The sequence below is a fragment of the Stenotrophomonas sp. 86156_Sma genome, assembly GCF_056481625.1.
This window is the reverse complement of record NZ_CM151157.1, coordinates 1523938-1544801: the sequence shown is the minus strand read 5'-3', so window position 1 is coordinate 1544801 and position 20864 is coordinate 1523938. Positions and strand designations below refer to the sequence as shown.

Genomic DNA, 20864 nt, shown 5'->3' with positions numbered 1-20864 from the left:
TGCCCTGTGCCATAGGAGGGGTGTCATGGGCGGGAACGGCCAACCGAGCAACGGCTCCACCATCATTCCGTGCCTGCGCTATCGCGACGCGCAGGCCGCCATCGACTGGCTGCAGCGCGCCTTCGGCTTCCATGCCCAGGCCGTCTACGCCGATGGCGATACGGTCTTCCATGCACAGCTGACCTTCGGCACCGGCATGATCATGCTCGGCTCGGCCGACAAGGAAAGCGAGTGGAGCCAGCATGCGGCGATGCCTGATGAGGTCGGCGGCCGCCAGACCCAGAACGCCTGCGTGATCGTCACCGATGCCGATGCGCACTATGCACGGGCCAAGGCCGCCGGTGCCCGCATTGTCATCGACATCGCCGACCAGGACTATGGCGGACGCGGCTACGCCTGCGCCGACCCGGAAGGCTATCTGTGGTGGTTCGGCAGCTACGACCCGTGGCGCGCGGACCACGGCCAGTGACCGCGACCGCCCGGCAGGCGGAGATCCGCTGCGGCATTGGTGGCTGGGTGTTTCCCGAATGGCGCGGCGGCGTTTTCTACCCGGTTGGCCTGCCGCAGCGTGAAGAACTGGCCCATGCCAGCCGTGCCCTGCGTTGTATCGAAATCAACGGCACCTTCTACCGCACGCCCACCGCGGCGCAGTGCGCGCAGTGGGCCGCACAGACGCCGGAAGGCTTCCAGTTTTCGATGAAGGCGCCACGCTACCTGGTACAGCGCCGCGACCTGTCCAGCACGGTGGAAGCGGCCGCGCCCTTCCTGCAGGCGGCGATTGCACTCGGTGACCGGCTCGGCCCGTTGCTGTGGCAGTTCGATCCGCGCCATCCGGCCGATGCCGATGCATTGGGTGCCCTGATGGCGCAGCTGCCGAAGCAACTGAAAGGGGTGACGCTGCAGCATGCGCTGGAGGTCCGCAACGCCGAGGCACATGGCCCGGCACTGGTTGCTGCCGCCCGTCGACACGGCGTGGCGCTGGTGATCGAGGACAGCGACGAGGCGCCACTACACGGCGATGTCAGTGCCGGCTTCGTCTACGCCAGGATCAAGCGCAGCCAGGCCCGCTTGAACGAGGGTCTGCCGGCACCCGTGCAGCAGCGCTGGGCCGAACGCGCGCTCCACTGGTCACGCGGCGAACCGGTGGACGACCCGCCCTGCCTGGCCGCGCCGGCACCGTCAGAGCCGCGCGAGGTCTACCTGCTGTGCATTGGTGCGGGCAAGGCACGCAACCCGGCGGCGGCGATGGCCCTGCAGCGGCGGGTAGATGGGGCCAGCAATTCCTCACGCGGATAGCGCTGCGGTCATCGCCTTGCCTCACAATAGGCGGATGAGCACACCCGACACCCGCAAAGCGCTGTGGCAGATCCACTTCTGTGTCCTGCTGTGGGGCGTCACCGCCATCCTCGGCAAGTTGATCACCCTGCCGGCGCTGCCGCTGGTGTGGTGGCGCATGCTGCTGGTAACGGCAATGTTGGCGCTGCTGCCGCGGGTCTGGCGCGGATTGCGCACCCTGCCACTGCGCCTGGTGGCGGGCTACGCCGGCATCGGCGCGCTGGTCGCCCTGCACTGGCTGACGTTCTACGGCGCGGTGAAGCTGGCCAACGCCTCGGTGGCCGCCACCTGCATCGCGCTGGCGCCGGTATTCACCTCGATCATCGAACCGTGGGTAGCCAAGCGACCGTTCCAGCTGCGTGAACTCGCCTTCGGCCTGGCCGTGCTGCCGGGTGTTGCACTGGTGGTCGGTGGCGTGCCCGATGGCATGCGCCTGGGTGTACTGATCGGCGCGATCTCGGCGCTGCTGGTGGCGGTGTTCGGCTCGCTCAACAAGCGCATGGTCAGCCACGCCGATCCGCTTACGGTCACGGCACTGGAGCTGGGCGCCGGCACCCTCACCCTGACCCTGCTGGCACCGCTGATGCCCTACCTGCTGCCGGCGCTGGCCAGCCCACTATGGGTGGTTCCGGACCTGCACGACGGCATCCTGCTACTGGTACTGGCCGGGTTCTGCACGCTGCTGCCGTTCGCCCTGGCCCTGGTCGCGCTACGCCACCTGAGCGCCTACACGGTGCAGCTGGTGACCAACCTGGAACCGGTCTACGCGGTGGTGCTGGCGGTGGTGCTGCTGCGCGAGCAGCACGAGGTCACGCCGTGGTTCTACCTGGGCGTGGCGATCATCGTCGGCGCGGTGTTCCTGCATCCGTTGTTGAACCGCCGCAAGCCGGTGCAGCACCCGGAGATTCTCGGTACGTCGGAAGCACGCAACATCGCCGATTGAGTGCCTCCGCGCAGGGTGCGAATCGCCTTGTCAACGCTGCGGCCAGTGCCATGCCGGTGCATCCAGCAGGCCCTGCCCGCTCAACAGCGTGCGCCCCTGTTCCTTGTGCAGGTGCAGCGAATGACAGCCGGGCGCCTGCTCCAGTGCTGCGATCAGTCGGCTGGCGTGTGAGACCACCCACACCTGGCTGCGCGCACTGGCCGCGATGATCAGCCGCGCCAGCGCCGGAAGCAGGTCAGGATGCAGGCTGGTCTCCGGTTCGTTGAGCACCAGCAGCGGCGGCGGGCGCGGCGTGTGCAGTGCCGCGGCCAGCAGCAGGAAGCGCAGCGTGCCGTCGGACAGCTCGGCCATCGACAACGGCCGCAGCAGCCCCGGCTGGTGGAAGCGCAGGGCGAGTCGACCGTCCAGTTCTTCGAACCCCACCGTGGCGCCCGGGAACGCATCGTCCACGCTGCGCGCCAGTGCGCCCGGATCACCGATCTCGAGGATGGTCACCCAGGCCGCCGCCAGATCGCGACCGTCGTGATGCAACACCGGCGTGCGCGTGGCCATCGCCGGTTGCCGTGCCGGGGCATCGGCGTCGCTGCGGAAGTGGTCGTAGAAGCGCCAGCGACGGATGTACTCGCGCAGGGCGATGGTTTCCGGCATGCGCTGCGGATCGCCAACCTGGGTGAACAGACTGTCGAACAGCGACAACCGGTCATCGACCAGATCCCAACCGCGCGCATGGCGTTGCCGCACCATTGCCCCACGTCGGTCGACCAGCAGGTTGGCGCTGCGCAGGAACGGCCCGGCCCAGATCGCCTCGGCCTTGATCTGCGGGTCCAGTGCGAAAGCCGAACGGCTGGGCGGTGGGTAGCCCAGGTCGATGGCATAGCCGAACTCGTCGGTGGTGAAGCCCAGCTTCAATCCCACCGATTCCTGCCGTGGGCCGCCCTGCAAGGGGATTTCACCGGCAGCAACCCGACGGTCCATTTTTTCCGGCCCCGCCCACAGCGCCGAACCGAGCCCACCTTCGCGGGCCAGAACCGCCGCGACGCCGCCCTGCGCGGTCTCCGCCAGCAGGCGCAGCGCGCGGTACAGGCTGGATTTGCCACTGCCATTGTCGCCGGTCACCACATTCAACTGCTGCAGCGGCAGTACCAGCCCGTGCAGCGAGCGATAGTGGGCGATGGCCAGGGTCTGCAGCATGGTCGGCGTCCGTGGGAACAGGGACGGCATGGTGCAGCACGTGGATCGCAGGGAATGCGACGCGCACGGTGTTCGAGTGGTTTTTCATCCACGCGTGGCGTGGATCTACCTGGGGCTTCAGCCCGCCCGTTCCACCCGGTTGCGACCATTGCCCTTGGCCCGGTACAGCGCCTTGTCGGCGCGCGCCAGCATGTCATCCACGCTTTCACCTGGCTGGTGCTGGGCAACGCCGATGCTGATCGTGACCGGGAAACCCAGCGGAAGATCCGCCACGGCCAGGCGCAGGAATTCGCATTGCAGTTCGGCCGTGTGCAGGTCGGTGCCCGGCATTACCGCCACGAACTCCTCGCCGCCGTAGCGCGCCGCCATGCCGCGGCCGGCGAAGTGCGAGCGCAGCAGCACGCCCAGCTCGGCCAGCACCCGGTCGCCTGTAGCGTGGCCCTGGAAATCATTGATGTGCTTGAAATGATCGATGTCGAGCAACGCAACGCAGGCGACGCCCGGTTGCCCATCGATCTCCACCACCGCCTCTTCCAGTGCCGCCGCCATTGCGCGGCGGTTGGGCAGGCCGGTCAGCGCATCGGTGCGGCTCTGCTCGGCCAGGTCGGCATTCTGCGCCAGCAGCACGTCCTGGTACTCCGCCAACAGGCGCTCGTAGTCATCGCGCTCCAGCATGTGCTTCTGGATGTCGAGCGCGAAACGGCGCAGCTCCATCACCAGCATCACCTGCCGTGACAGCGCGGCCAGTGCCTCGGCCTTGTCGCTGGGCAGGTGCTGCGGATGTGCATCGAACACGCACAGCGTGCCCAGAGGCAGTCCATCGGAACTGATCAATGGCGCACCGGCGTAGAAGCGGATGTGCGGGTCGCCGGTCACTACCGGGTTGTCGTGGAAGCGGATGTCCTGCAACGCGTCCTCGACCACCATGATTTCCTGCGGCTGCAGGATGGCGTGGCCACACATCGATTCGCTGCGCAGGTTTTCCGCCGCGTCGATGCCCTGGATCGACTTGAACCACTGCCGTTCGACGTCGATCAGGGTCACCGCCGCCATCGAGGTACCGCAGACCGCCTTGGCGATCGCGACCAGGTCGTCGAAGGATTTCTCACGCTGCGAATCCAGGATCCGGTAGCGGTACAGCGCCTCGAGCCGCAGGGCTTCGTTGGCAGGCTTGTCGGGCTTGATCATGCAGCGTCACGTTCCGGCAGGTCACTGCGGAGTCTAGCTGATGCCGGTGCGCAATCCGCACAACGGGGAGTGCCGGCCGCTGGCCGGCATCCCGCGCTCATTCGATGCCTGGTGCAGCCGGCCAGCGGCCGGCGCTACCGCGCGTTACCAGTCCAGCTGCTTCGGCAGCAGGCCCTGCAGCTCCTGCTCGGTCAGGTTGCGCCACTGGCCCGGCTTCAGCGCACCGATCTTGATGTTGTCGATGCGCACGCGGCGCAGCTGGGTCACGCGGTAGCCGAACTCAGCGGCCATCAGCCGGATCTGCCGGTTCAGTCCCTGCTGCAGGGTGATGCGGAAACCGAACTTGGCGATGCGCGAGGTCTTGCACGGCAACGTCATCTGGTCGTGAATGCGCACGCCGCGCGCCATGCCACGCAGGAACTCGTCGGTGACCGGCTTGTTCACCGCCACCAGGTACTCCTTCTGGTGGCCGTTCTCGGCACGCAGGATCTGGTTGACGATGTCGCCGTTGCTGGTCATCAGGATCAGGCCTTCGGACTCCTTGTCCAGGCGCCCGATCGGGAAGATGCGCTGTTCGTGGCCGACGAAGTCGACGATGTTGCCCTTGACCGAGGTTTCGGTGGTGCAGGTGACGCCCACCGGCTTGTTCAGCGCGATGTAGACGTGGCGGCGGGCGCCGGGCTTGCGTGCCACGCGCGCGCGCAGCGGCTGGCCGTCGACCAGCACCTGGTCTTCCTCGCCCACCACCGCACCGGTGCCGGCCGCGTGGCCGTTGACGGTGACGCGGCGGGCGGCGATCAGGCGATCGGCCTCGCGGCGGGAGCAGAAGCCGGTGTCGGCGATATGTTTGTTGAGTCGGGTGGTCATCGGTCCATTATCCGGCATCGCCGCCCGCTGCGCTTCATGCCGGGGCCGGCGGATCGAGCTCTTCGCCGTCGAACACCCGGTTGCGACCCGCCCGCTTGGCCACGTACATGGCATGGTCGGCCCGCCGCAGCAGCCCGGCCAGGTCATCCTCACCCGGCCGCCACTGCGCCAGTCCGATGCTGGCGGTCACTTCCAGGCCCGGCACCTGCAGGGCCTGGCCGGCTTCGGTGATGCGCTGGCGCAGGCGGTCCAGGCGCGCCGACGCCGCCTCGCGCGGCATGCCCGGCATCAGCAGCAGGAATTCCTCGCCGCCCATCCGCACCACTTCGTCCTGGCTGCGCACCGCAGCGCGCAGTGCGCGTGCCACCGCCACCAGTACCTGATCACCTACGGCATGGCCGTGGCGGTCATTGATGTCCTTGAACAGGTCGATATCGAGGAAGCCGATCACCAGCGGGCCGCGCTCACGGTCAACCTGTGCCAGGTGACGGGCCAGCTGCTGCAGGCCGGCGCGGCGGTTGGGCAGTCCGGTCAGGCCGTCGGTTTCGGCCAGCTGGCGCAGTTCATCGCGCTGCTGGCGCAGCCGGCCCAGCCGCTGGTTCATGGCATAGGCGGCCATCATCAGCAGCCAGGTCACCGACAGCTGCAGTGCTTCCACCCGGTACTCCAGCAGCCACCCCGCACTGCTGGCATCGGCGGCGATCATCACCAGCAGTGGCACCAGCGCCGCCAGGCCCGCCAACGCCCAGCAGTCACCGCGCAACCAGGCACGCATGCCAGCAGCCAGTGACAACAGGCAACCGAGGATGAAGGTCAGCTGCAGGCTCTGTGCGACCAGCGCCAGGGTGTCCCAGCGCAGCCACGGCACCAGCGCGGCCAGTCCCATCAGGCCCCACAGCACAGCCTGCTGTGCCGGCCGCGAGCGCGGCAGCAAGCGGTCCCCGCCGTTGAGGCGCCACAGAGCGGGCAGTACCAGCGCCTGGGTCGCGGCGGTCAGCGCCAGCAGCCACCATGCGCCGCGCTCGCCCACCGGCAGCCACGGTTCGGGATAGCCGCTCAAGCCGCCAAGAACCGCCTGCCACACCACCACCACGATCGTCGCGCCGATGTAGACCAGGAAGCTGCGGTCACGGGTGGTCAGGTAGGCCATCAATGCCGACAGCGCCAGCGCGATCGCCACCGCGATGCAGGCCGCGCGCACCAGCAGGCGGGCGGTATCGTTCTGCTGGACCGGACTGGGCGCCCCCAGCCGCAAGGTTGGCACCCAGCGCGCTTTCAGCGGCGCCTGCCACGACACCAGGAACGGCTCATGGCTGCCTGCCGCTGGCACCGCCACCAGGCCGATGCCGGCGCGGAAGCGCGAATCACGGGTGCGCGCATCGTGCATGTTGCCGCAGATCTCGCGGTCACCATGCTGTACGCGGACTTCGCCAGCGAACACGTTGAACACATCCAGCGCCTGGGGTTGCCCCGACCAGCCCCCGGGCGGCGCCGGTACCTCTACCTGCTCGCGCGGCCCGGCCAGCATCGCGGGCGTACAGCCACGATGGGGTGTCGGTTCGTCCGTCGGTGCGCCAACCAGCAGGAAATCCCGGCCGGCCTCGGCCAGGCGCGCGTGCACCAGACCGGGAAGCAACACTCCCATCAGCAGGACGACCAGCAGCGCCCCTGTTTCGTACCGCCACTGCCTGACGCCCACGCCACATCCTGTTCCTGCTTACGTCCGCGCCCACTGCGCGTCGCCCCTGGCGCGCATTATCGCAGCCGGGCACGCCGCGCATGTGTAGACCAAAGTCGCCGTGCGCCGTTCAGCCAGCGGCCGGAGGCCCCTTCACCGCCACCAGGCGGACCGGCCTCAGGTCACTCAGGGTCATCCGTTCCAGCGGCTGCGGCCGCTCGATCGCGTAGCCCTGCAGGCCCTGCACGCCGAGCCGGGTCAGTGCGCCAGCCACCTCGGCAGTTTCCACCCATTCGGCCACCACCTCCATCTGCAGTTCCCGCCCGAGCTCGCTGATCGCCCGCACCGTGGCGTGGCTGACCGGGTCGGTGTCCATGTCACGCACGAAGGTGCCGTCGATCTTCAGGATGTCCGCAGGCAGCTGGCGCAGATAGCCGAACGAGGACAGGCCGGAGCCGAAGTCATCCAGTGCCATCCGGCAGCCACGCGCCTTGACCGCATCGATGAAAGCGCGTGCCTGGCTGAGGTTGCTGATCGCCGCGGTCTCGGTGATCTCGAAACACAGTTTCGAAGCCAGCGCGCGGTTGCGCTCGAGCAGGTCGCAGACGAAGGCGAGGAATCCCGGCTCGGCGATCGACTGCGCCGACACGTTGACGTTGCACAGGCCCAGCTGGCGCACGTGTGCCGGGCAGACCTGCAGGTGGCGGAACAGCAGCCCGAGCACGTGCCGGTCCAGCGCCACCGCCATGCCATAGCGCTCCACCGCCGGCATGAACTGACCGGGCAGGTGCAGGCTTCCATCGGTACCGCGCATGCGCACCAGCACTTCGTAGTGCAGGTAGGACGGATCGCCCACGCGGGCGATGCGCTGCGCGTACAGCAGCATGCGATTCTCCGCCATGGCCAGGCTGACACCCTGCAGGCGCTCGGCCTCCTGCCGCCGCTCCTCCAGCGCCATGCGGTTCTCGTTGAAGCAGTGCACGCGGTTGCGACCGGCCTGCTTGGCGGCATAGCAGGCGCTGTCGGCAGCGCTCATCAGCCAGTTCACATCGGGGGCGTCGGCACTGACCTCGACCACGCCGATGCTGCAGCTCAACTGCGGGCTGCCCTCGCTGATCGGGAACGTGGCCTGGCCCAGGTTGCGGATCACCCGCTGCAGTACCCGCTTGGCTTCATCCTGGCCGGCGTGGGCGAGAAACACCGCGAACTCATCGGCCCCCAGGCGGCCGACCCAATCGCCATCACGCACCGCCGCCACCAGATAGTCGGCGAAACCGCGCAGCATCTGGTCGCCGGCGGCATGACCGAAGCTGTCGTTGACCAGCTTGAAGTGGTCCAGGTTGATGTAGCACAGCGCATGCGTACCACCGTCGGTCCGGACCTGCAGCAGCGCGCGTTCCAGCAGGCGTTCGATCTCGCGGCGGTTGATCAGGCCGGTCAGCGGATCGTGGCTGGCGTGATGCTCGATCTCGCGCGCCAGTGCATGGTTCTGGCTGACATCCTCGATGATCGCGAACACCGACAATCCTCCGCCCGAGCTGCGAACCGCGGTACCGCTCCAGCGTCCCCAGACGAGGCTGCCATCGCGCCGCCGGAAACGCAGCTCGCTCGGCCGCAGCTGCCGGTCCCAGTCGATGCGGCCGACACCATCGAGGACCAGTTCCCCCTCCATCAGCAGGTCACCCAGCAGCATCTGCAGCAGCACATCACGCCGGTAGTCGAGGATATCCGCCATCGCCTGGTTGGCCTCGACCACGCGGCCATCGGTGTCGAGCTTCAGCATGCCGACATTGGCCTGATAGAACGCCGCGCGGAAGCGGCTCTCGTGCTCGGTCAGGTCCTTGCCGACACGACGCGCCAGCGCCACTGCCATCAGGCTGATCACCAGCACCGACAGGCCACCAACCATCAGCGTGGCGATCCGGACCATGGTGGCCATCCTCAGCAGCGCCTGCGAGAACGCCTGGGCCTGCACCTGCAGGCGGCGGTCGAGATCCCGCAGCTGCTGCAGGTAGCGATTGCGGTCGGCCACGGGCAGTTCACCTGCCGCATGCCTCCGTTGCAGCTCGGCGACCAGGGCCTGCACAGCCTCCAGATCACCATCGGTCTGCCGCCACAGTGCAGTGGCTTCGCGGAATGCTCCCAGGTCACGGGCGTAGCGGAACGAGAACACCAGGCGTGGAATATCGGCGCGCGCGTTGCCGCCCTGCAGGAAACCCTGCCGGGCCTTCTCCTCATCCGGTACCGCCTGTTCCAGCGCCAGCCGGGCCTGCAGATCCCCCAACGGAATCCGCAGGGCCTGGCGCGCGTCATCCAGGTCCTGCGCATCGCCACGCGCCAGGTAGCGGCTCAGCGCAGCGGTCGCATCCTGCTGCCCCCGCGACCAGTAGCCCTGGCCGGCAATCCAGGCCGTCGAGGCCGCCTGCAGTTCCTGGATCAACGCGGACAGCGCGACCAACCCGATCGCCATGCCCGTCAACAACGCAAAGCGCAATCCCAGGCCACGGGTCATCGGCACCCGCCGGCTCTGCTGGTCCGTGCCACTTCTACCCATCCCGGATCCCCCCGAATGTGCTGCGGTGACAACCTCCCTTGGAACCGGCCCAGCCTATGACCGGCAATGTGTTTGCCATGCGAAAAGGGGACGGAGGGGATTAAGTCGTTTTCGGCATAAGCGCACTGCCGGGCATAAACGACTTAATCCCCTCCGTCCCCTTTTCCAGGCCCATAACGGACAACGCCAACCCGGAGGCTGGCGTTGTTCAGGACCGCTGGTGCGGCTTAGAAGCTGCGCGGGCCGCGCGGCTTGAAGCCGTCACGACGCGGCGGGCGGCTGTCGCGGTCACCGCCGCGGTCGCCACCGTGGCCACCCGGACCGCCCGGGCCACCGCGACGCGGGCCACCCGGGCCGCCCGGACCACGCTTGTCGAAGCGCGGCTTGAACGGACGCGGGGCCGGGTTGGTGTCTTCACCCGGAGCCAGCGCACGCATCTGCAGCTGCTGGCCGGACACCCACACCTTCTGCAGGTGCGACAGCACGTCCGGCGGCATCTGTGCCGGCAGGTCCAGCAGCGAGAAGTCGTCGTGGATGTCGATGCGGCCGATGAAGCGGCTTTCCAGGCCAGCTTCGTTGGCAATGGCGCCAACGATGTTGGCCGGCTTCACGCCGTGCTGGTGGCCGACCGAAATGCGGTAGGTCTCCATGCCCTGCTCCGGCGCACCACGCGGCGGAACCTCACGGCGCGGACGCTGCTCGAAGCCACCTTCGGCGTCGTCGCGGCGCGGGCCACGCTCGAAGCGCGGACCACGCTCGTTGCGGTCGAAGCGATCGCCACGTTCCGGGCGGTCACCACGGTCGAAGCGTTCGCGCGGTGCGCGCTCTTCACGCGGGGCACGTACCGGCGGCTGCAGCAGGAACGGGGTGTCACCCTGCAGCATCTTGGCCAGCGCGGCAGCCACTTCGATGGCCGGCACGTTCTGCTCGTTCTCGAAACGCTCCAGCAGCTGGCGGTAGAAGTCCAGGCCACCGGCGCCGAGGGTTTCGCTGATGCGCGAGGTGAACTTGTTGATGCGGGTGTCGTTGACCGCTTCCACGCTCGGCAGCTGCATTTCTTCGATCGGCTGGCGGGTAGCGCGCTCGATCTGGCGCAGCATGCCCTTCTCGCGCGGGGTGGCGAACAGGATCGCCTCGCCGCTGCGGCCGGCACGACCGGTACGGCCGATGCGGTGCACGTAGCTTTCGGTGTCGTACGGGATGTCGTAGTTCAGCACGTGGCTGATGCGCTCCACGTCCAGGCCGCGGGCAGCCACGTCGGTGGCGACCAGGATGTCCAGCTTGCCTTCCTTCAGCATGGCGATGGTGCGCTCACGCTGGGCCTGCTGCATGTCACCGTTGATGGCGGCAGCGGCCAGGCCACGGGCCTGCAGCTTGCTGGCCAGTTCTTCGGTGCCGGCCTTGGTGCGCGCGAAGATGATCATCGCGTCGAACGGCTCGACTTCCAGGATGCGGGTCAGCGCGTCCAGCTTGTGCATGCCGCTCACCCACCAGTAACGCTGGCGGATGTTGGCCGAGGTGGTGGTCTTGGCCGCGATGGTCACTTCCACCGGGTCCTGCAGGTAGGTCTGCGCGATGCGGCGGATCTGCGGCGGCATGGTGGCCGAGAACAGGGCCACCTGGCGCTGCTCCGGCAGCTTCTTCAGCACGGCTTCGACGTCGTCGATGAAGCCCATGCGCAGCATTTCATCGGCTTCGTCCAGCACCAGCGTCTTCAGCTCGGACAGGTCCAGGGTGCTGCGGTCCAGGTGGTCGATCACGCGGCCGGGGGTACCGACCACGATGTGCACGCCGCGGCGCAGGGCCGACAGCTGCTGGCCGTACGGCTGGCCGCCGTACACCGGCAGCACGCGGAAGCCCGGGATCTTCGACGAATAGGACTGGAACGCCTCGGCAACCTGGATGGCCAGTTCGCGGGTCGGTGCCAGGATCAGGGCCTGCGGCTTGATCTGCTGCAGGTCGATGTTGGACAGTACCGGCAGCGCGAACGCTGCGGTCTTGCCGGTGCCGGTCTGGGCCTGGCCCAGCACGTCGCGGCCTTCCAGCATCGCCGGGATGGTGGCGGCCTGGATCGGCGACGGGGTTTCGTAGCCGATGGCGGTGACCGCCTGCATCACGGGCTCGGACAGGCCGAGCTGCGCGAACTGCAGCGGCGCTTGGGAATCTTGGGACATGGGGAACTCCGAAGACACTGCCGTCTTCCTGGCAGTGCGATAAAAAAGGTGATGGTCCGCGCTTTGGGCGCCCTTCTTATCGCGTGCCCTGGCGCTGCTCGGTTGGAGGAGATTTCACTCGCTCAGAGCGGAATCATACCGCATTGATCCTGAACAAGGCGTACAGCTTGCCGTGCGCGTACCGTCATGCCCCAAGCTGGCGCACAATACGCGCCCTCTTCACCGGCCCGGCCGCTGCTGCGCCCTTCCCCAGGAACCCCGCTCCATGCAGATTCTCGAATTCGACCTCGACGGTGACTACGTCGAACTCAAGCAGCTGCTCAAGCTGGCCGACCTGGTCACCAGCGGCGGCGAGGCCAAGATGGTCATCGGTGACGGCCAGGTGCGGGTCGACGGCGAGGTCGAACTGCGCAAGGCCTGCAAGATCCGCGCAGGCCAGGTGGTTGAATTCGCCGACAGCCAGATCCGCGTGCTGGCCGCCGGCTGATCTGAACGGGCTGATCTGAACCGGTTCAGGCCACGCGCTGGGTCAGGTGCGAGGCGATCAGCTGCCTGAACGGTGCCACGCCCTGTGCCAGACGCAGGCCCGCCGCGCGCAGCAGCCGCGCCGGGCGGCGATCGTCGGTATACAGGCTGGCGATGGCATTGGTGGCCTCGTACAGCGGCCGCGACGCCAGCCGGTGACCCCGCTGGTAGCTGGCCAGCATGCCGGCAGCGGCAATGTCGGCACCACGGCGCTGCTGCGCGACGATGCCCTGCGCCAGCCGCTGTGCGCTGGCCAGGCCCAGGTTGAAGCCATGCGCGGTGACCGGATGCATGCCCACCGCGGCATCGCCGATCAGCGCCGAACGCTCGCCGACGAAGCGATGCGCGTACACCCCCACCAGCGGATACGCCTGCGGCGTGGCCACTGGCTGCATGCGGCCAAGACGGTGTTCGAAGCAGGCACCGATGGCCTCACCGAAGGCCACCTCGTCCATCGCCAGCAGTTCTTCAATCTGCCGCGGTGGCAGCGTGATCACTGCTGATGCCTGGCCTTCGTTAAGCGGCAGCAGCGCCATCGTGCGGCCGTAGCCGAACCACTCCCAGGCAGTGTGGTGATGATCACGCTCAACCTGCATGCGGCACACCAGCATCGACTTGCCGAAGTCGCGCATCTGCGCGCCGATGCCGAGCATGCGGCGGGTTGCGGAGAAGCGGCTGTCAGCGGCGACCAGCAGGCGCGCATGAAGTTGGCTGCCGTCATCGAGTTTGACCACGTGGCCCTGCGCATCGGCCTGCACGCCCAGCACCTTGCGCCCGTCGAACAGCTCCAGGCCGTCCTGCCCCTGCACGGCATCCCATGCAGCGCGGCGGATCAGATGGTTGGGCACCAGCCAACCCAGCGGCTGACCGTCCACCTGGCTGCTGGCGAAGGTCAGCGCGAACGGCGAGCCGCCGTTCATCACCTTGGCATCGCGCAGTTCAGCGACTTCGGCCTGCGGCAGGCGCTGCCACAGCCCCAGCTGCTCCATGCTCTGCCGCGAGGCATGGGTCAGCGCGATCTCACGGCCATCGAAGGCGGCCTCGGCAAGGGCCTGGCGCGGTTGAACTTCGACCAGCCCGACCTGCAGGCCGCTACCGGCCAGCGCACGCGCGAAACACAGCCCCGCCGGTCCGGCGCCGACCACCACCACGTCCATCCTGCGCATGCGCGCCTCCTGCCGTTGATTCAGTCCGCGCCAGCATAGCGCCGCGCACCTGACCGGCCTTGATCTGGATCAGGCCGGGATCACAACAACGCGAACACCAGCGCCAGGATCGACAGCAGCGACACTGCCCAGACCAGGCTGCGCACGTAGGGCACGCCCGCGGCATACAGCGGCAGGTAGACCACGCGCGCCCAGAGGTAGGCCTGCGCCGCCAGCGCCGTGGTGTCGTTGCCGCGCCCGGCCACGACCACTGCGATGGCGGCGGCAGCGAAGAACGGGAACGTCTCCAGAAAGTTGGCCTGCGCACGCTGCAGGCGCCCGGCCAGCGGGCTGAGTGGCCTGGCTTCGCCATCACGCGCCGAGGCATTCCACTTCATCCCGCGCTCGCGGGTGACCACGGTGGAGGTAGCGAAGATGTAGACAAAGCCCAGCAGCACCGACCAGGCCAGCATCGTCAGTTCAGTTGCCATCGATCATCTCCTCAGGGTGCCGACGCACGCAGGCTGTAACCGGCCAGGCGCCACACCTGGTCCTCGTCGAAACGGAACGAGACGAGCTCGCGTACCGGCTGCGCGCTGTTGGCGAAACGGGTCGGGAAGCTGACGTTGATGTACAGCCCCTCCGGCACCGCGGCACCGGCGCTGTACTTGACCCGGGTGATGGTCGGCTGGCCACGCCCGGCCAGCGCGCCCAGGCGTGTGCGCTCGGCAGTCAACTGGCTGACGAAGGCAGCCTTCGGTACTGCACGGCGCGCGACGGCCGAAGCGCCATCCCACAACTCGCCTGCGCGGTTGGCATCGACCAGCTGCGCCGCCTTCACTGCGGCCGCGCCCATTTCCGCATCCTGCTTCTGCACCTGCGCCTGCTGCGCGGCAGTCAACGCCGGAGCGCCGGCCGTGGCCGGTTTCGCAGCCGCCGGCGATGACGGGGCCGGACGCGCAGGCGCCGGGGCGGGCGTGGCCGGCGCAGGTGCCTGCGCCAATACAGTCAGGGGCAGCAGGGACAGCAGCAGGAGCACGCGCTTCATGGACACCGCCGGTTCTCAGGAAAGAACCGCAGTCTACGCCAGCGCAGTGAGCCGTTCGTCAGCGCGCGTGGGCGCTGCCTTCCACCGCTGCGGCATCGGCCTGCGCGGCAGGCGTGCCGGTGTCTGCTGGCGCCTGTTCGGCCACCGGCGGCGGCTCCGACGGTGCCGGCGGCAACGTTGCCACATCGATTTCCGACAGCGGGCTTTCTTCCGGGCACACCGCATCCGGGAAACCGAAGCGCTGCTTCAGTGCCTGGCCGCAGCTGTTGATCGATTCCATGTCGGCGCCTTCGCGCTTGCACTGCTGGTCGAAGGCGATCAGGAACGCATCCTTGCGCTGCACGAAGTCATCGCCGCAGGCGCGCATCTGCTTGATCCGTTCCAGATCGTCCTGCACCGCGTTGGTGCCATCCAGACCGTACTGGCGCAGTTCGTCCGGCGTCAGCAGGCGCAGGCTGCGGTTGGGCACCGTCATCATCAGATCGGCCACGCCCACCGCCACGCCGTTGCGCTGCAGGTAGTCCTTTACGTTGTCGTAGACCTCGTGCAGCTCGCGGTTGAGCTCGGCGCGCGAGGTGGCCTTGGAACTGATGCGCATCATGCGGTGGATGCCGACCTTTCCCGACAGCAGCCGGTTGTCACCAGCGGCCAGCACGAACACGCAGGCGCTGTGGCAGATCGAGCCTTCGCGCACCCAGATGGTCCAGCCCGATTCACCGATGCTGTCACCGGCGACGATCGCCGATTCCACCTGACCGCCGCTGGAGTCCAGATCGAGGATGCGCTTGTGGATCTTCTGTTCATCGGCGACCACGGCAAGTCGCCACATCATTTCGGCGAAGCCCGGATTGATCTTGCCGGCGTAACGCACCCGCATCAGGCCACGCTCGGCACACGGCGCCAGGGCCTGGGCAATCTGCTCGCGCTGCAGGCCCTCCAGCTCGACGCCATCGCCCGCCTCACCGGCGTACTCGGTACTGCAGCTGACCCAGGCGCGGCCATTCTCCAACTGCGCCTGCGGCCACGGCCGATCCGCCCGGCTGCGCGGCGGCGCCGGCGGTGGCGGTGCGTCAGCCGCATTGATCGACACCATGTTCTCGCCATCGCTGGCCGGCGCCCGCGCCGCCTTGTCGGCAGCGGTCACATTGCCCGGATTCTCCAGCTGACTGCAGCCCGCCAGGGCCAGGCACAACAGGGGCAACCAGCGGAATTTGGCGGACATCGGGCTACCGGGATTGATGGGAGCAAGAGCCACAGTCTACCCGCCCAGGCCGCGCATTCAGCGCGTGGCACTGAACCCCTTCTGACCCTTGGGAAAGTGTGTCGACCAAGGTCGACACCCACCAACAGCAAAAGCGTGCCGACCAACGGTCGGCACCCACCAACTGCAGCGACCAACTGTCAGAGGTGGGGCGGTGTGGGCTGACAGGACCGTTGGCGCCATGGATGGCGCCATCGAGCCCCCATGGACGGGTTTACGGCGTGTCCTGACAGCCCACACCGCCCCGCCATCCCACGGACTGCCAGCTTTTGATTGAGACGTTGACGTTGACGTTGCGGGTGCAGGGCTGCAAGCCCTGCCAGAACCCCCTCCAGCATCCATGTCCGAATCCGGCGAGTATCCCCGCCCTCACACGCCTAGACTGGCGCCATGGACACCGCCCTCGCCCTCGACACCGCCGCCTGCGACCGCGCCCGCCTGGCCCGCGACGCACGCTTCGACGGCGTGTTCTTCACCGCCGTGCGCAGCACCGGCATCTATTGCCGCCCCATGTGCCCGGCACCGCCGCCGAAGCCGCGCAACATCACTTACTACCCGACTGCGGCCGCTGCCGCGGCAGCCGGTTACCGCCCGTGCCTGCGCTGCCGCCCCGAGCTGGCACCGCAGGCGCAGCAGGCATTGGCCGGGCAGACCGTACAGCGCGCCTTGGCCCTGATCCATGGTGGCTTCCTGCAGGAACAGCCGGTAGCCGACCTCGCAGAGAAGATCGGACTCAGCGCGCGCCAGCTGCAGCGCCTGTTCGTCGAACATCTGGGCGCAACGCCAGGGCAGATCCACGCCACCCATCGGCTGCTGCTGGCCAAGCAGCTGCTGACCGAGACCACGCTGCCGGTGACCGACGTCGCGCTGGCCGCCGGCTACAACAGCCTGCGTCGTTTCAACACGGCCTTCCTGCAGGGCTGCGGCATGGCGCCGACCGCACTGCGTCGCCAGCACCAGCCGCTGGCCGCCGACGATGGCTGCCTGGTACTGCGTCTGGCATACCGGCCACCGCTGGATTTCCCGCGCATGCTGGCCTTCCTGCGCAAGCGCAGCCTGCCCGGCATCGAGCTGATCGGCGAAGACAGCTACCAGCGCGTGCTCGGCACGCCGGAGCGCCCCACCCTGCTGAGCGTCACCGCCGCCCCCAAGCGCCCGGAACTGCGCCTGCAGCTGGGCGCGGTCGATCCGCGCCTGATCCCCGACATCGTCCGCCGTGTGCGTCGCGTATTCGATCTGGATGCCGACCTGCAGCAGGTCCACGCCGCACTGGATGAGGAACCCTTGCTGGCGCGTGGCATCGCCGAGCGCCCCGGGCTGCGCGTCCCCGGCGGCTGGGATGGCTTCGAGGTGGGCGTACGCGCCGTGCTCGGACAGCAGGTCAGCGTGGCCGCGGCCACCACCTTCGCGCGGCGGCTGGTGGATGCCTATGGCGCGCACCTGCCGGGCATGCCGCCGGAGTTCGATCGCCAGTTCCCGGCCCCCGAGCTGCTGGCAGAAGCGCCACTGGAATCGATCGGCCTGCCACGCAGCCGCGCCGCCACCGTGCGTGCGCTTGCCGCCGCCTGTGCCAGTGGCGCGCTCGACTTCGGCCCGGGCCAGGCGCTGGAAGAGTTCGTTTCCCGCTGCGTGGCACTACCCGGCATCGGTCCGTGGACCGCGCAGTACATCGCCTTGCGCGGGCTCGGCCAGCCCGATGCCTTCCCGGCCGGTGACCTGGTACTGCAGCAGGTGCTCGGCCATGCGCAGGGCCAGCGCCTGAGCGAACGCGCGACCGAAGCGCGCTCGCAACCGTGGCGCCCCTGGCGTGCCTATGCCGTGCTGCACCTGTGGCACCTGTCCGGCACTTTCGTTGGAGAACCGACATGACCCTGTTGTTCGACCGTTTCGACAGCCCGATCGGCGTGCTGACCATCGCCGGTGACGAACGTGGTCTGTCCCACGTGCTGTTCCCGGAAAACCGCCACCCGGCACGCGGGCGCGACGACTGGCACTACGCGCCGGATGCGCTGCCGGAAGCACGCGAGCAGCTGCTGCAGTTCCTGCACGGCGAACGCAGCAGCTTTGACCTGGAGCTTGCGCCACGCGGCACGCCGTTCCAGCTGCGCGTGTGGCAGGCGCTGGCTCTGATCCCGTTCGGCCAGACCTGGAGCTACCTGCAGCTGGCGCAGCACCTGGGCCAGCCCAGTGCGACCCGCGCCGTCGGCGCTGCCAATGGGCGCAATCCGCTGCCGATCATCCTGCCCTGCCATCGCGTGATCGGCAGCAACGGGGCACTGACCGGCTTCGGTGGCGGCCTGGAAACCAAAGCCGCACTGCTGCGACTGGAACAACGCCAGGCACCGCTGTTCGCCTGAGAGGGTTTGCCGGGCTGCGCCCGGCACCCGCAGAGGCAACGGCAAGGTCAAGAGCCAATACGGCTCCGATTTTCTACGCGCTGGGCGGGGCGGTATGGGTGGGCAGGACACGCCGTAAACCCATCCATGGGGGCTCGATGGCGCCATCCATGGCGCCAACGGTCCTGCCCACCCATACCGCCCCACCTTCGACAGACTCCCGCGGCTGTGGGTAGGTGTCGACCTTGGTCGACACGGTAGATCCACGCCATGCGTGGATGGAAGCATCAGGAACATGTCTGGAGAAAAGCCCCCTTCTTGTTGAAGGGGGCGCGCCGACAGGCGCAGGGATAAGGAAAAATGCGCGGACACGCTGCGCCCTTCGGCGCAGCGTGTCTTGGGCGCGTCATTGCACCGGCTTATCATGCGCGGATGACTTCCGTACGCCTGACCTGCGCGCTGGCGCTGCTGCTGCCATTGGCCGCCTGCACCACCGCGCCCTCCCCTTCCGCCTCCGCTCCCATCGCTGTCGCTGCGGCTGCGCCGCCGAAGCTGCTGCTGATCTCCATCGACGGCCTGCGCGCCGATGCGCTGGACCGCGGCCTGACCCCCAACCTTCAGCGCCTGATCGACGGCGGCGTGCGTGCACGCTGGATGACCCCGTCCTATCCGTCGCTGACCTTCCCCAACCACTACACCATCGTCACCGGCCTGCGCCCGGACCACCACGGCATCGTCAACAACAGCATGGACGATGAAGCCCTAGGCCGGTTCGAGCTGAGCAACCGTGAGGCGGTCACCACCAGCGGCTGGTGGGGCGGCGAACCGATCTGGGTCGGCGCCGAGAACGCCGGGGTGCGTTCGGCCACCACCTCGTGGCCGGGCAGTGAATCGGAAATCCGTGGAGTGCGCCCAAGCCAATGGCGCGTGTACGACGGCAAGGAACCGCTGGAACAACGCGCGGGCACCGTGCTGGACTGGCTTGCACAGACCGATGCCGACGCACCGCAACTGACCACGCTGTACATGGAGCACGTGGACAAGGCCGGCCACAACTACGGCCCCGAATCGAAGCAGTACGCCGACGCCATCGTGCGCGCCGACCAGATCGTCGGCCAGGTGCTCGATGGACTGCAGCAGCGCGGCCTGGCCGCGACCACCAACGTGATCGTGGTCTCCGACCATGGCATGGCCAGCGTCCCGGTCGGCCAAGTGATCTCCACCGAATCAATGGCCGCCCCGGCCATCGCTCGCAACGTCAGCCAGGGCCAGTCGGTGGGTTTTGCGCCGTTGGCCGGTCACGAAGCCGCAGCCGAGCGCGCCCTGCTCGGTCGTCACGCGCACTACGAGTGCTGGAAGAAAGAGAACCTGCCGCCGCGCCTGCACTACGGCACCCACCCGCGCATTCCCGCCATTGTCTGCATGATGGATGAAGGCTGGGATGCCCTGCACCAGGAGAAGATCGCCAAGCGAGACCATCAGGATCGTGGCTCGCATGGCTACGACAATGCCCTGCCCTCCATGCGCGCGGTATTCGTGGCCAGCGGCCCGTCGTTCCGCCAGGGCCTGGTGATCGATGGCTTCGACAATGTCGACGTCTACCCGCTGCTGGCGCACCTGCTGCAGGTGCCGGCTGCACCGAACGACGGCAATCCGGAAACGCTGAAGAAAACCCTGCGCTGATCCGGTTGTAGAGCCGAGCCCACGCTCGGCTCGCCGGACAGGCATAAAAAAACGCGGCGCCAGGCGCCGCGTTTTTCATTGAACCGGTCCAGGCCGGATCAGGCCTTGGCGACGGCCTTCTTCGCCACAGCCTTCTTCGCCGGAGCCTTGGCCACGGTCTTCTTGGCAACCGGAGCGGCGGCGCCTACGGCGACCTTGCTCGCGGTGTGCGAACGGGCGTTGCCGTAGCTGGCGTTGTAGCGCTTGCCCTTGGCGGTCTTGCGGTCACCCTTACCCATGTCTTCAACTCCTCAAATGTGAAATCTGGTTACCCCGTACTGACACGGGTTCGGCGGGGCCGCCTTGCTGGGCGCCCCCGCGCACGATCGAAAATCCTATCACGGAGCGCCTAGTGCGCGCAGCTGGCGTCGTGCACGTGACCGTGGTTGAGGCGCAGGTTGACCAGATGGGCGACTCCCACCAGCAGGCCGCCGATGGTCATCACCACCGCGTGTGGCACCGCATTGTGGTGCAGCGGGTCGTACAGCACGCCGGCCCACAACGCGACCAGGCCGGGAATCAGGAAGCCCAGCGCACGCAGCGCACCGTGCCGGCGGTAGCCCCAGACCAGGCTGAACAATCCGAGCAGGGTGACGAACACCACCAGCGCCTGTTCCACCCCATCGCTCAGCCAGAACGACAGGCCCAGCGACGGCGCCGCCGCCAGCAGCACGGGGATCACCGCGCAGTGCACCGCGCACAGCATCGAACCAGTGGCGCCGAAACGGTCGAGCAGGTGGCGCAGGCGTGAGGACAGGGACATGACTTCCAGCAGGGTCGGCGAATCGTTATGGAATAATATAACATCTGTTCCCGACCCGCACGGTTTCCCTCCCCCTGTCCCGCTGACGGGAAACGTGCGCCCAGCGATTGATACACTGTAACAAAGGACCCGCT

Annotated in this window: 19 protein-coding genes; 7 read left to right on the top strand and 12 right to left on the bottom strand. The window is 67.9% G+C overall.

Annotated elements, in window-relative coordinates:
• Positions 1-25: 25 nt before the first annotated feature.
• The 3 genes from ACZK33_RS07190 to ACZK33_RS07180 are packed head-to-tail and all read left to right on the top strand — an operon-like array spanning position 26 to position 2278.
• Positions 26-469, top strand: a complete 444-nt coding sequence (locus ACZK33_RS07190) for a VOC family protein (protein WP_049461764.1) — start codon at positions 26-28, stop codon at positions 467-469.
• Complete coding sequence (locus ACZK33_RS07185) at positions 466-1296, top strand: DUF72 domain-containing protein (protein WP_423174419.1); 831 nt, start codon at positions 466-468, stop codon at positions 1294-1296. The genes ACZK33_RS07190 and ACZK33_RS07185 overlap by 4 nt, the downstream gene beginning before the upstream one ends.
• 34 nt (positions 1297-1330) lie before the next feature.
• The gene (locus ACZK33_RS07180; protein WP_049461762.1) at positions 1331-2278 is read left to right on the top strand and encodes a DMT family transporter; all 948 of its coding nucleotides are present in this window, start codon (positions 1331-1333) and stop codon (positions 2276-2278) included.
• Positions 2279-2308: 30 nt separating this feature from the next.
• Here ACZK33_RS07180 and ACZK33_RS07175 read toward each other — a convergent pair whose 3' ends face one another.
• The 6 genes from ACZK33_RS07175 to ACZK33_RS07150 all read right to left on the bottom strand — a co-directional run bounded on the left by ACZK33_RS07175 (position 2309) and on the right by ACZK33_RS07150 (position 11930).
• On the bottom strand, positions 2309-3469 hold the full coding sequence (locus ACZK33_RS07175) for an AAA family ATPase (RefSeq protein WP_180844844.1): 1161 nt from the start codon (positions 3467-3469) through the stop codon (positions 2309-2311).
• A 117-nt stretch (positions 3470-3586) separates the two neighbouring features.
• Positions 3587-4657 (bottom strand): sensor domain-containing diguanylate cyclase, encoded by a 1071-nt coding sequence (locus tag ACZK33_RS07170; RefSeq protein WP_125893804.1) that lies wholly within the window; start codon positions 4655-4657, stop codon positions 3587-3589.
• Positions 4658-4801: 144 nt separating this feature from the next.
• The gene (locus ACZK33_RS07165; protein ID WP_049424580.1) at positions 4802-5524 is read right to left on the bottom strand and encodes a pseudouridine synthase; all 723 of its coding nucleotides are present in this window, start codon (positions 5522-5524) and stop codon (positions 4802-4804) included.
• Between the two features lie 34 nt (positions 5525-5558).
• Complete coding sequence (locus ACZK33_RS07160; protein ID WP_423174418.1) at positions 5559-7223, bottom strand: sensor domain-containing diguanylate cyclase; 1665 nt, start codon at positions 7221-7223, stop codon at positions 5559-5561.
• A gap of 109 nt (positions 7224-7332) precedes the next feature.
• Complete coding sequence (locus ACZK33_RS07155; protein WP_134951488.1) at positions 7333-9756, bottom strand: putative bifunctional diguanylate cyclase/phosphodiesterase; 2424 nt, start codon at positions 9754-9756, stop codon at positions 7333-7335.
• 227 nt (positions 9757-9983) lie between these two features.
• Positions 9984-11930, bottom strand: a complete 1947-nt coding sequence (locus tag ACZK33_RS07150; protein ID WP_032128355.1) for a DEAD/DEAH box helicase — start codon at positions 11928-11930, stop codon at positions 9984-9986.
• 265 nt (positions 11931-12195) lie between these two features.
• Between ACZK33_RS07150 and ACZK33_RS07145 the strand changes: the two genes are divergently transcribed.
• Positions 12196-12417 carry an RNA-binding S4 domain-containing protein gene (locus tag ACZK33_RS07145; RefSeq protein WP_010486399.1) on the top strand — a complete coding sequence of 74 codons (222 nt, stop codon included), beginning with the start codon at positions 12196-12198 and terminating at the stop codon, positions 12415-12417.
• 25 nt (positions 12418-12442) lie between these two features.
• On the opposite strand, the gene ubiM is transcribed toward ACZK33_RS07145, so the two are convergent.
• From ubiM to ACZK33_RS07125, 4 genes are all read right to left on the bottom strand, one after another.
• Positions 12443-13621 (bottom strand): 5-demethoxyubiquinol-8 5-hydroxylase UbiM, encoded by a 1179-nt coding sequence (gene ubiM / locus ACZK33_RS07140; RefSeq protein ID WP_121503863.1) that lies wholly within the window; start codon positions 13619-13621, stop codon positions 12443-12445.
• 80 nt (positions 13622-13701) lie between these two features.
• Complete coding sequence (locus ACZK33_RS07135) at positions 13702-14091, bottom strand: MAPEG family protein (protein WP_201118509.1); 390 nt, start codon at positions 14089-14091, stop codon at positions 13702-13704.
• Between the two features lie 11 nt (positions 14092-14102).
• Positions 14103-14648, bottom strand: a complete 546-nt coding sequence (locus ACZK33_RS07130; RefSeq protein WP_180854203.1) for a DUF4019 domain-containing protein — start codon at positions 14646-14648, stop codon at positions 14103-14105.
• A 58-nt stretch (positions 14649-14706) separates the two neighbouring features.
• Entirely contained in the window at positions 14707-15870 is a 1164-nt protein-coding gene (locus tag ACZK33_RS07125) for a COG3904 family protein (RefSeq protein WP_032128359.1), read from the bottom strand.
• A gap of 429 nt (positions 15871-16299) precedes the next feature.
• Here ACZK33_RS07125 and ACZK33_RS07120 point away from each other — a divergent pair, with 429 nt between their 5' ends.
• From ACZK33_RS07120 to ACZK33_RS07110, 3 genes are all read left to right on the top strand, one after another.
• On the top strand, positions 16300-17778 hold the full coding sequence (locus ACZK33_RS07120) for an AlkA N-terminal domain-containing protein (RefSeq protein ID WP_423174417.1): 1479 nt from the start codon (positions 16300-16302) through the stop codon (positions 17776-17778).
• Complete coding sequence (locus ACZK33_RS07115; protein WP_012510484.1) at positions 17775-18266, top strand: methylated-DNA--[protein]-cysteine S-methyltransferase; 492 nt, start codon at positions 17775-17777, stop codon at positions 18264-18266. The genes ACZK33_RS07120 and ACZK33_RS07115 overlap by 4 nt, the downstream gene beginning before the upstream one ends.
• A gap of 411 nt (positions 18267-18677) precedes the next feature.
• Positions 18678-19928: an alkaline phosphatase family protein gene (locus ACZK33_RS07110; RefSeq protein ID WP_423174416.1), complete on the top strand. Its 1251-nt coding sequence runs from the start codon at positions 18678-18680 to the stop codon at positions 19926-19928.
• Between the two features lie 98 nt (positions 19929-20026).
• Here ACZK33_RS07110 and ACZK33_RS07105 read toward each other — a convergent pair whose 3' ends face one another.
• The gene (locus ACZK33_RS07105) at positions 20027-20206 is read right to left on the bottom strand and encodes a 30S ribosomal protein THX (protein WP_004150462.1); all 180 of its coding nucleotides are present in this window, start codon (positions 20204-20206) and stop codon (positions 20027-20029) included.
• Positions 20207-20316: 110 nt separating this feature from the next.
• Complete coding sequence (locus ACZK33_RS07100) at positions 20317-20730, bottom strand: MerC domain-containing protein (RefSeq protein ID WP_008264835.1); 414 nt, start codon at positions 20728-20730, stop codon at positions 20317-20319.
• Positions 20731-20864: the final 134 nt, after the last annotated feature.

Excerpts from the sequence above, each read along its gene's own strand:
- ACZK33_RS07190 (WP_049461764.1), top strand. The coding sequence starts at position 26 with ATGGGCGGGAACGGCCAACCGAGCAACGGCTCCACCATCATTCCGTGC.
- ACZK33_RS07100 (WP_008264835.1), bottom strand. The coding sequence starts at position 20,730 with ATGTCCCTGTCCTCACGCCTGCGCCACCTGCTCGACCGTTTCGGCGCC.
- ACZK33_RS07150 (WP_032128355.1), bottom strand. The coding sequence starts at position 11,930 with ATGTCCCAAGATTCCCAAGCGCCGCTGCAGTTCGCGCAGCTCGGCCTG.
- ACZK33_RS07145 (WP_010486399.1), top strand. The coding sequence starts at position 12,196 with ATGCAGATTCTCGAATTCGACCTCGACGGTGACTACGTCGAACTCAAG.
- ACZK33_RS07130 (WP_180854203.1), bottom strand. The coding sequence starts at position 14,648 with ATGAAGCGCGTGCTCCTGCTGCTGTCCCTGCTGCCCCTGACTGTATTG.
- ACZK33_RS07125 (WP_032128359.1), bottom strand. The coding sequence starts at position 15,870 with ATGTCCGCCAAATTCCGCTGGTTGCCCCTGTTGTGCCTGGCCCTGGCG.
- ACZK33_RS07115 (WP_012510484.1), top strand. The coding sequence starts at position 17,775 with ATGACCCTGTTGTTCGACCGTTTCGACAGCCCGATCGGCGTGCTGACC.
- ACZK33_RS07180 (WP_049461762.1), top strand. The coding sequence starts at position 1,331 with ATGAGCACACCCGACACCCGCAAAGCGCTGTGGCAGATCCACTTCTGT.
- ACZK33_RS07135 (WP_201118509.1), bottom strand. The coding sequence starts at position 14,091 with ATGGCAACTGAACTGACGATGCTGGCCTGGTCGGTGCTGCTGGGCTTT.
- ACZK33_RS07110 (WP_423174416.1), top strand. The coding sequence starts at position 18,678 with ATGACTTCCGTACGCCTGACCTGCGCGCTGGCGCTGCTGCTGCCATTG.
- ubiM (WP_121503863.1), bottom strand. The coding sequence starts at position 13,621 with ATGCGCAGGATGGACGTGGTGGTGGTCGGCGCCGGACCGGCGGGGCTG.
- ACZK33_RS07105 (WP_004150462.1), bottom strand. The coding sequence starts at position 20,206 with ATGGGTAAGGGTGACCGCAAGACCGCCAAGGGCAAGCGCTACAACGCC.
- ACZK33_RS07155 (WP_134951488.1), bottom strand. The coding sequence starts at position 9,756 with ATGGGTAGAAGTGGCACGGACCAGCAGAGCCGGCGGGTGCCGATGACC.
- ACZK33_RS07170 (WP_125893804.1), bottom strand. The coding sequence starts at position 4,657 with ATGATCAAGCCCGACAAGCCTGCCAACGAAGCCCTGCGGCTCGAGGCG.
- ACZK33_RS07175 (WP_180844844.1), bottom strand. The coding sequence starts at position 3,469 with ATGCTGCAGACCCTGGCCATCGCCCACTATCGCTCGCTGCACGGGCTG.
- ACZK33_RS07165 (WP_049424580.1), bottom strand. The coding sequence starts at position 5,524 with ATGACCACCCGACTCAACAAACATATCGCCGACACCGGCTTCTGCTCC.
- ACZK33_RS07120 (WP_423174417.1), top strand. The coding sequence starts at position 16,300 with ATGGACACCGCCCTCGCCCTCGACACCGCCGCCTGCGACCGCGCCCGC.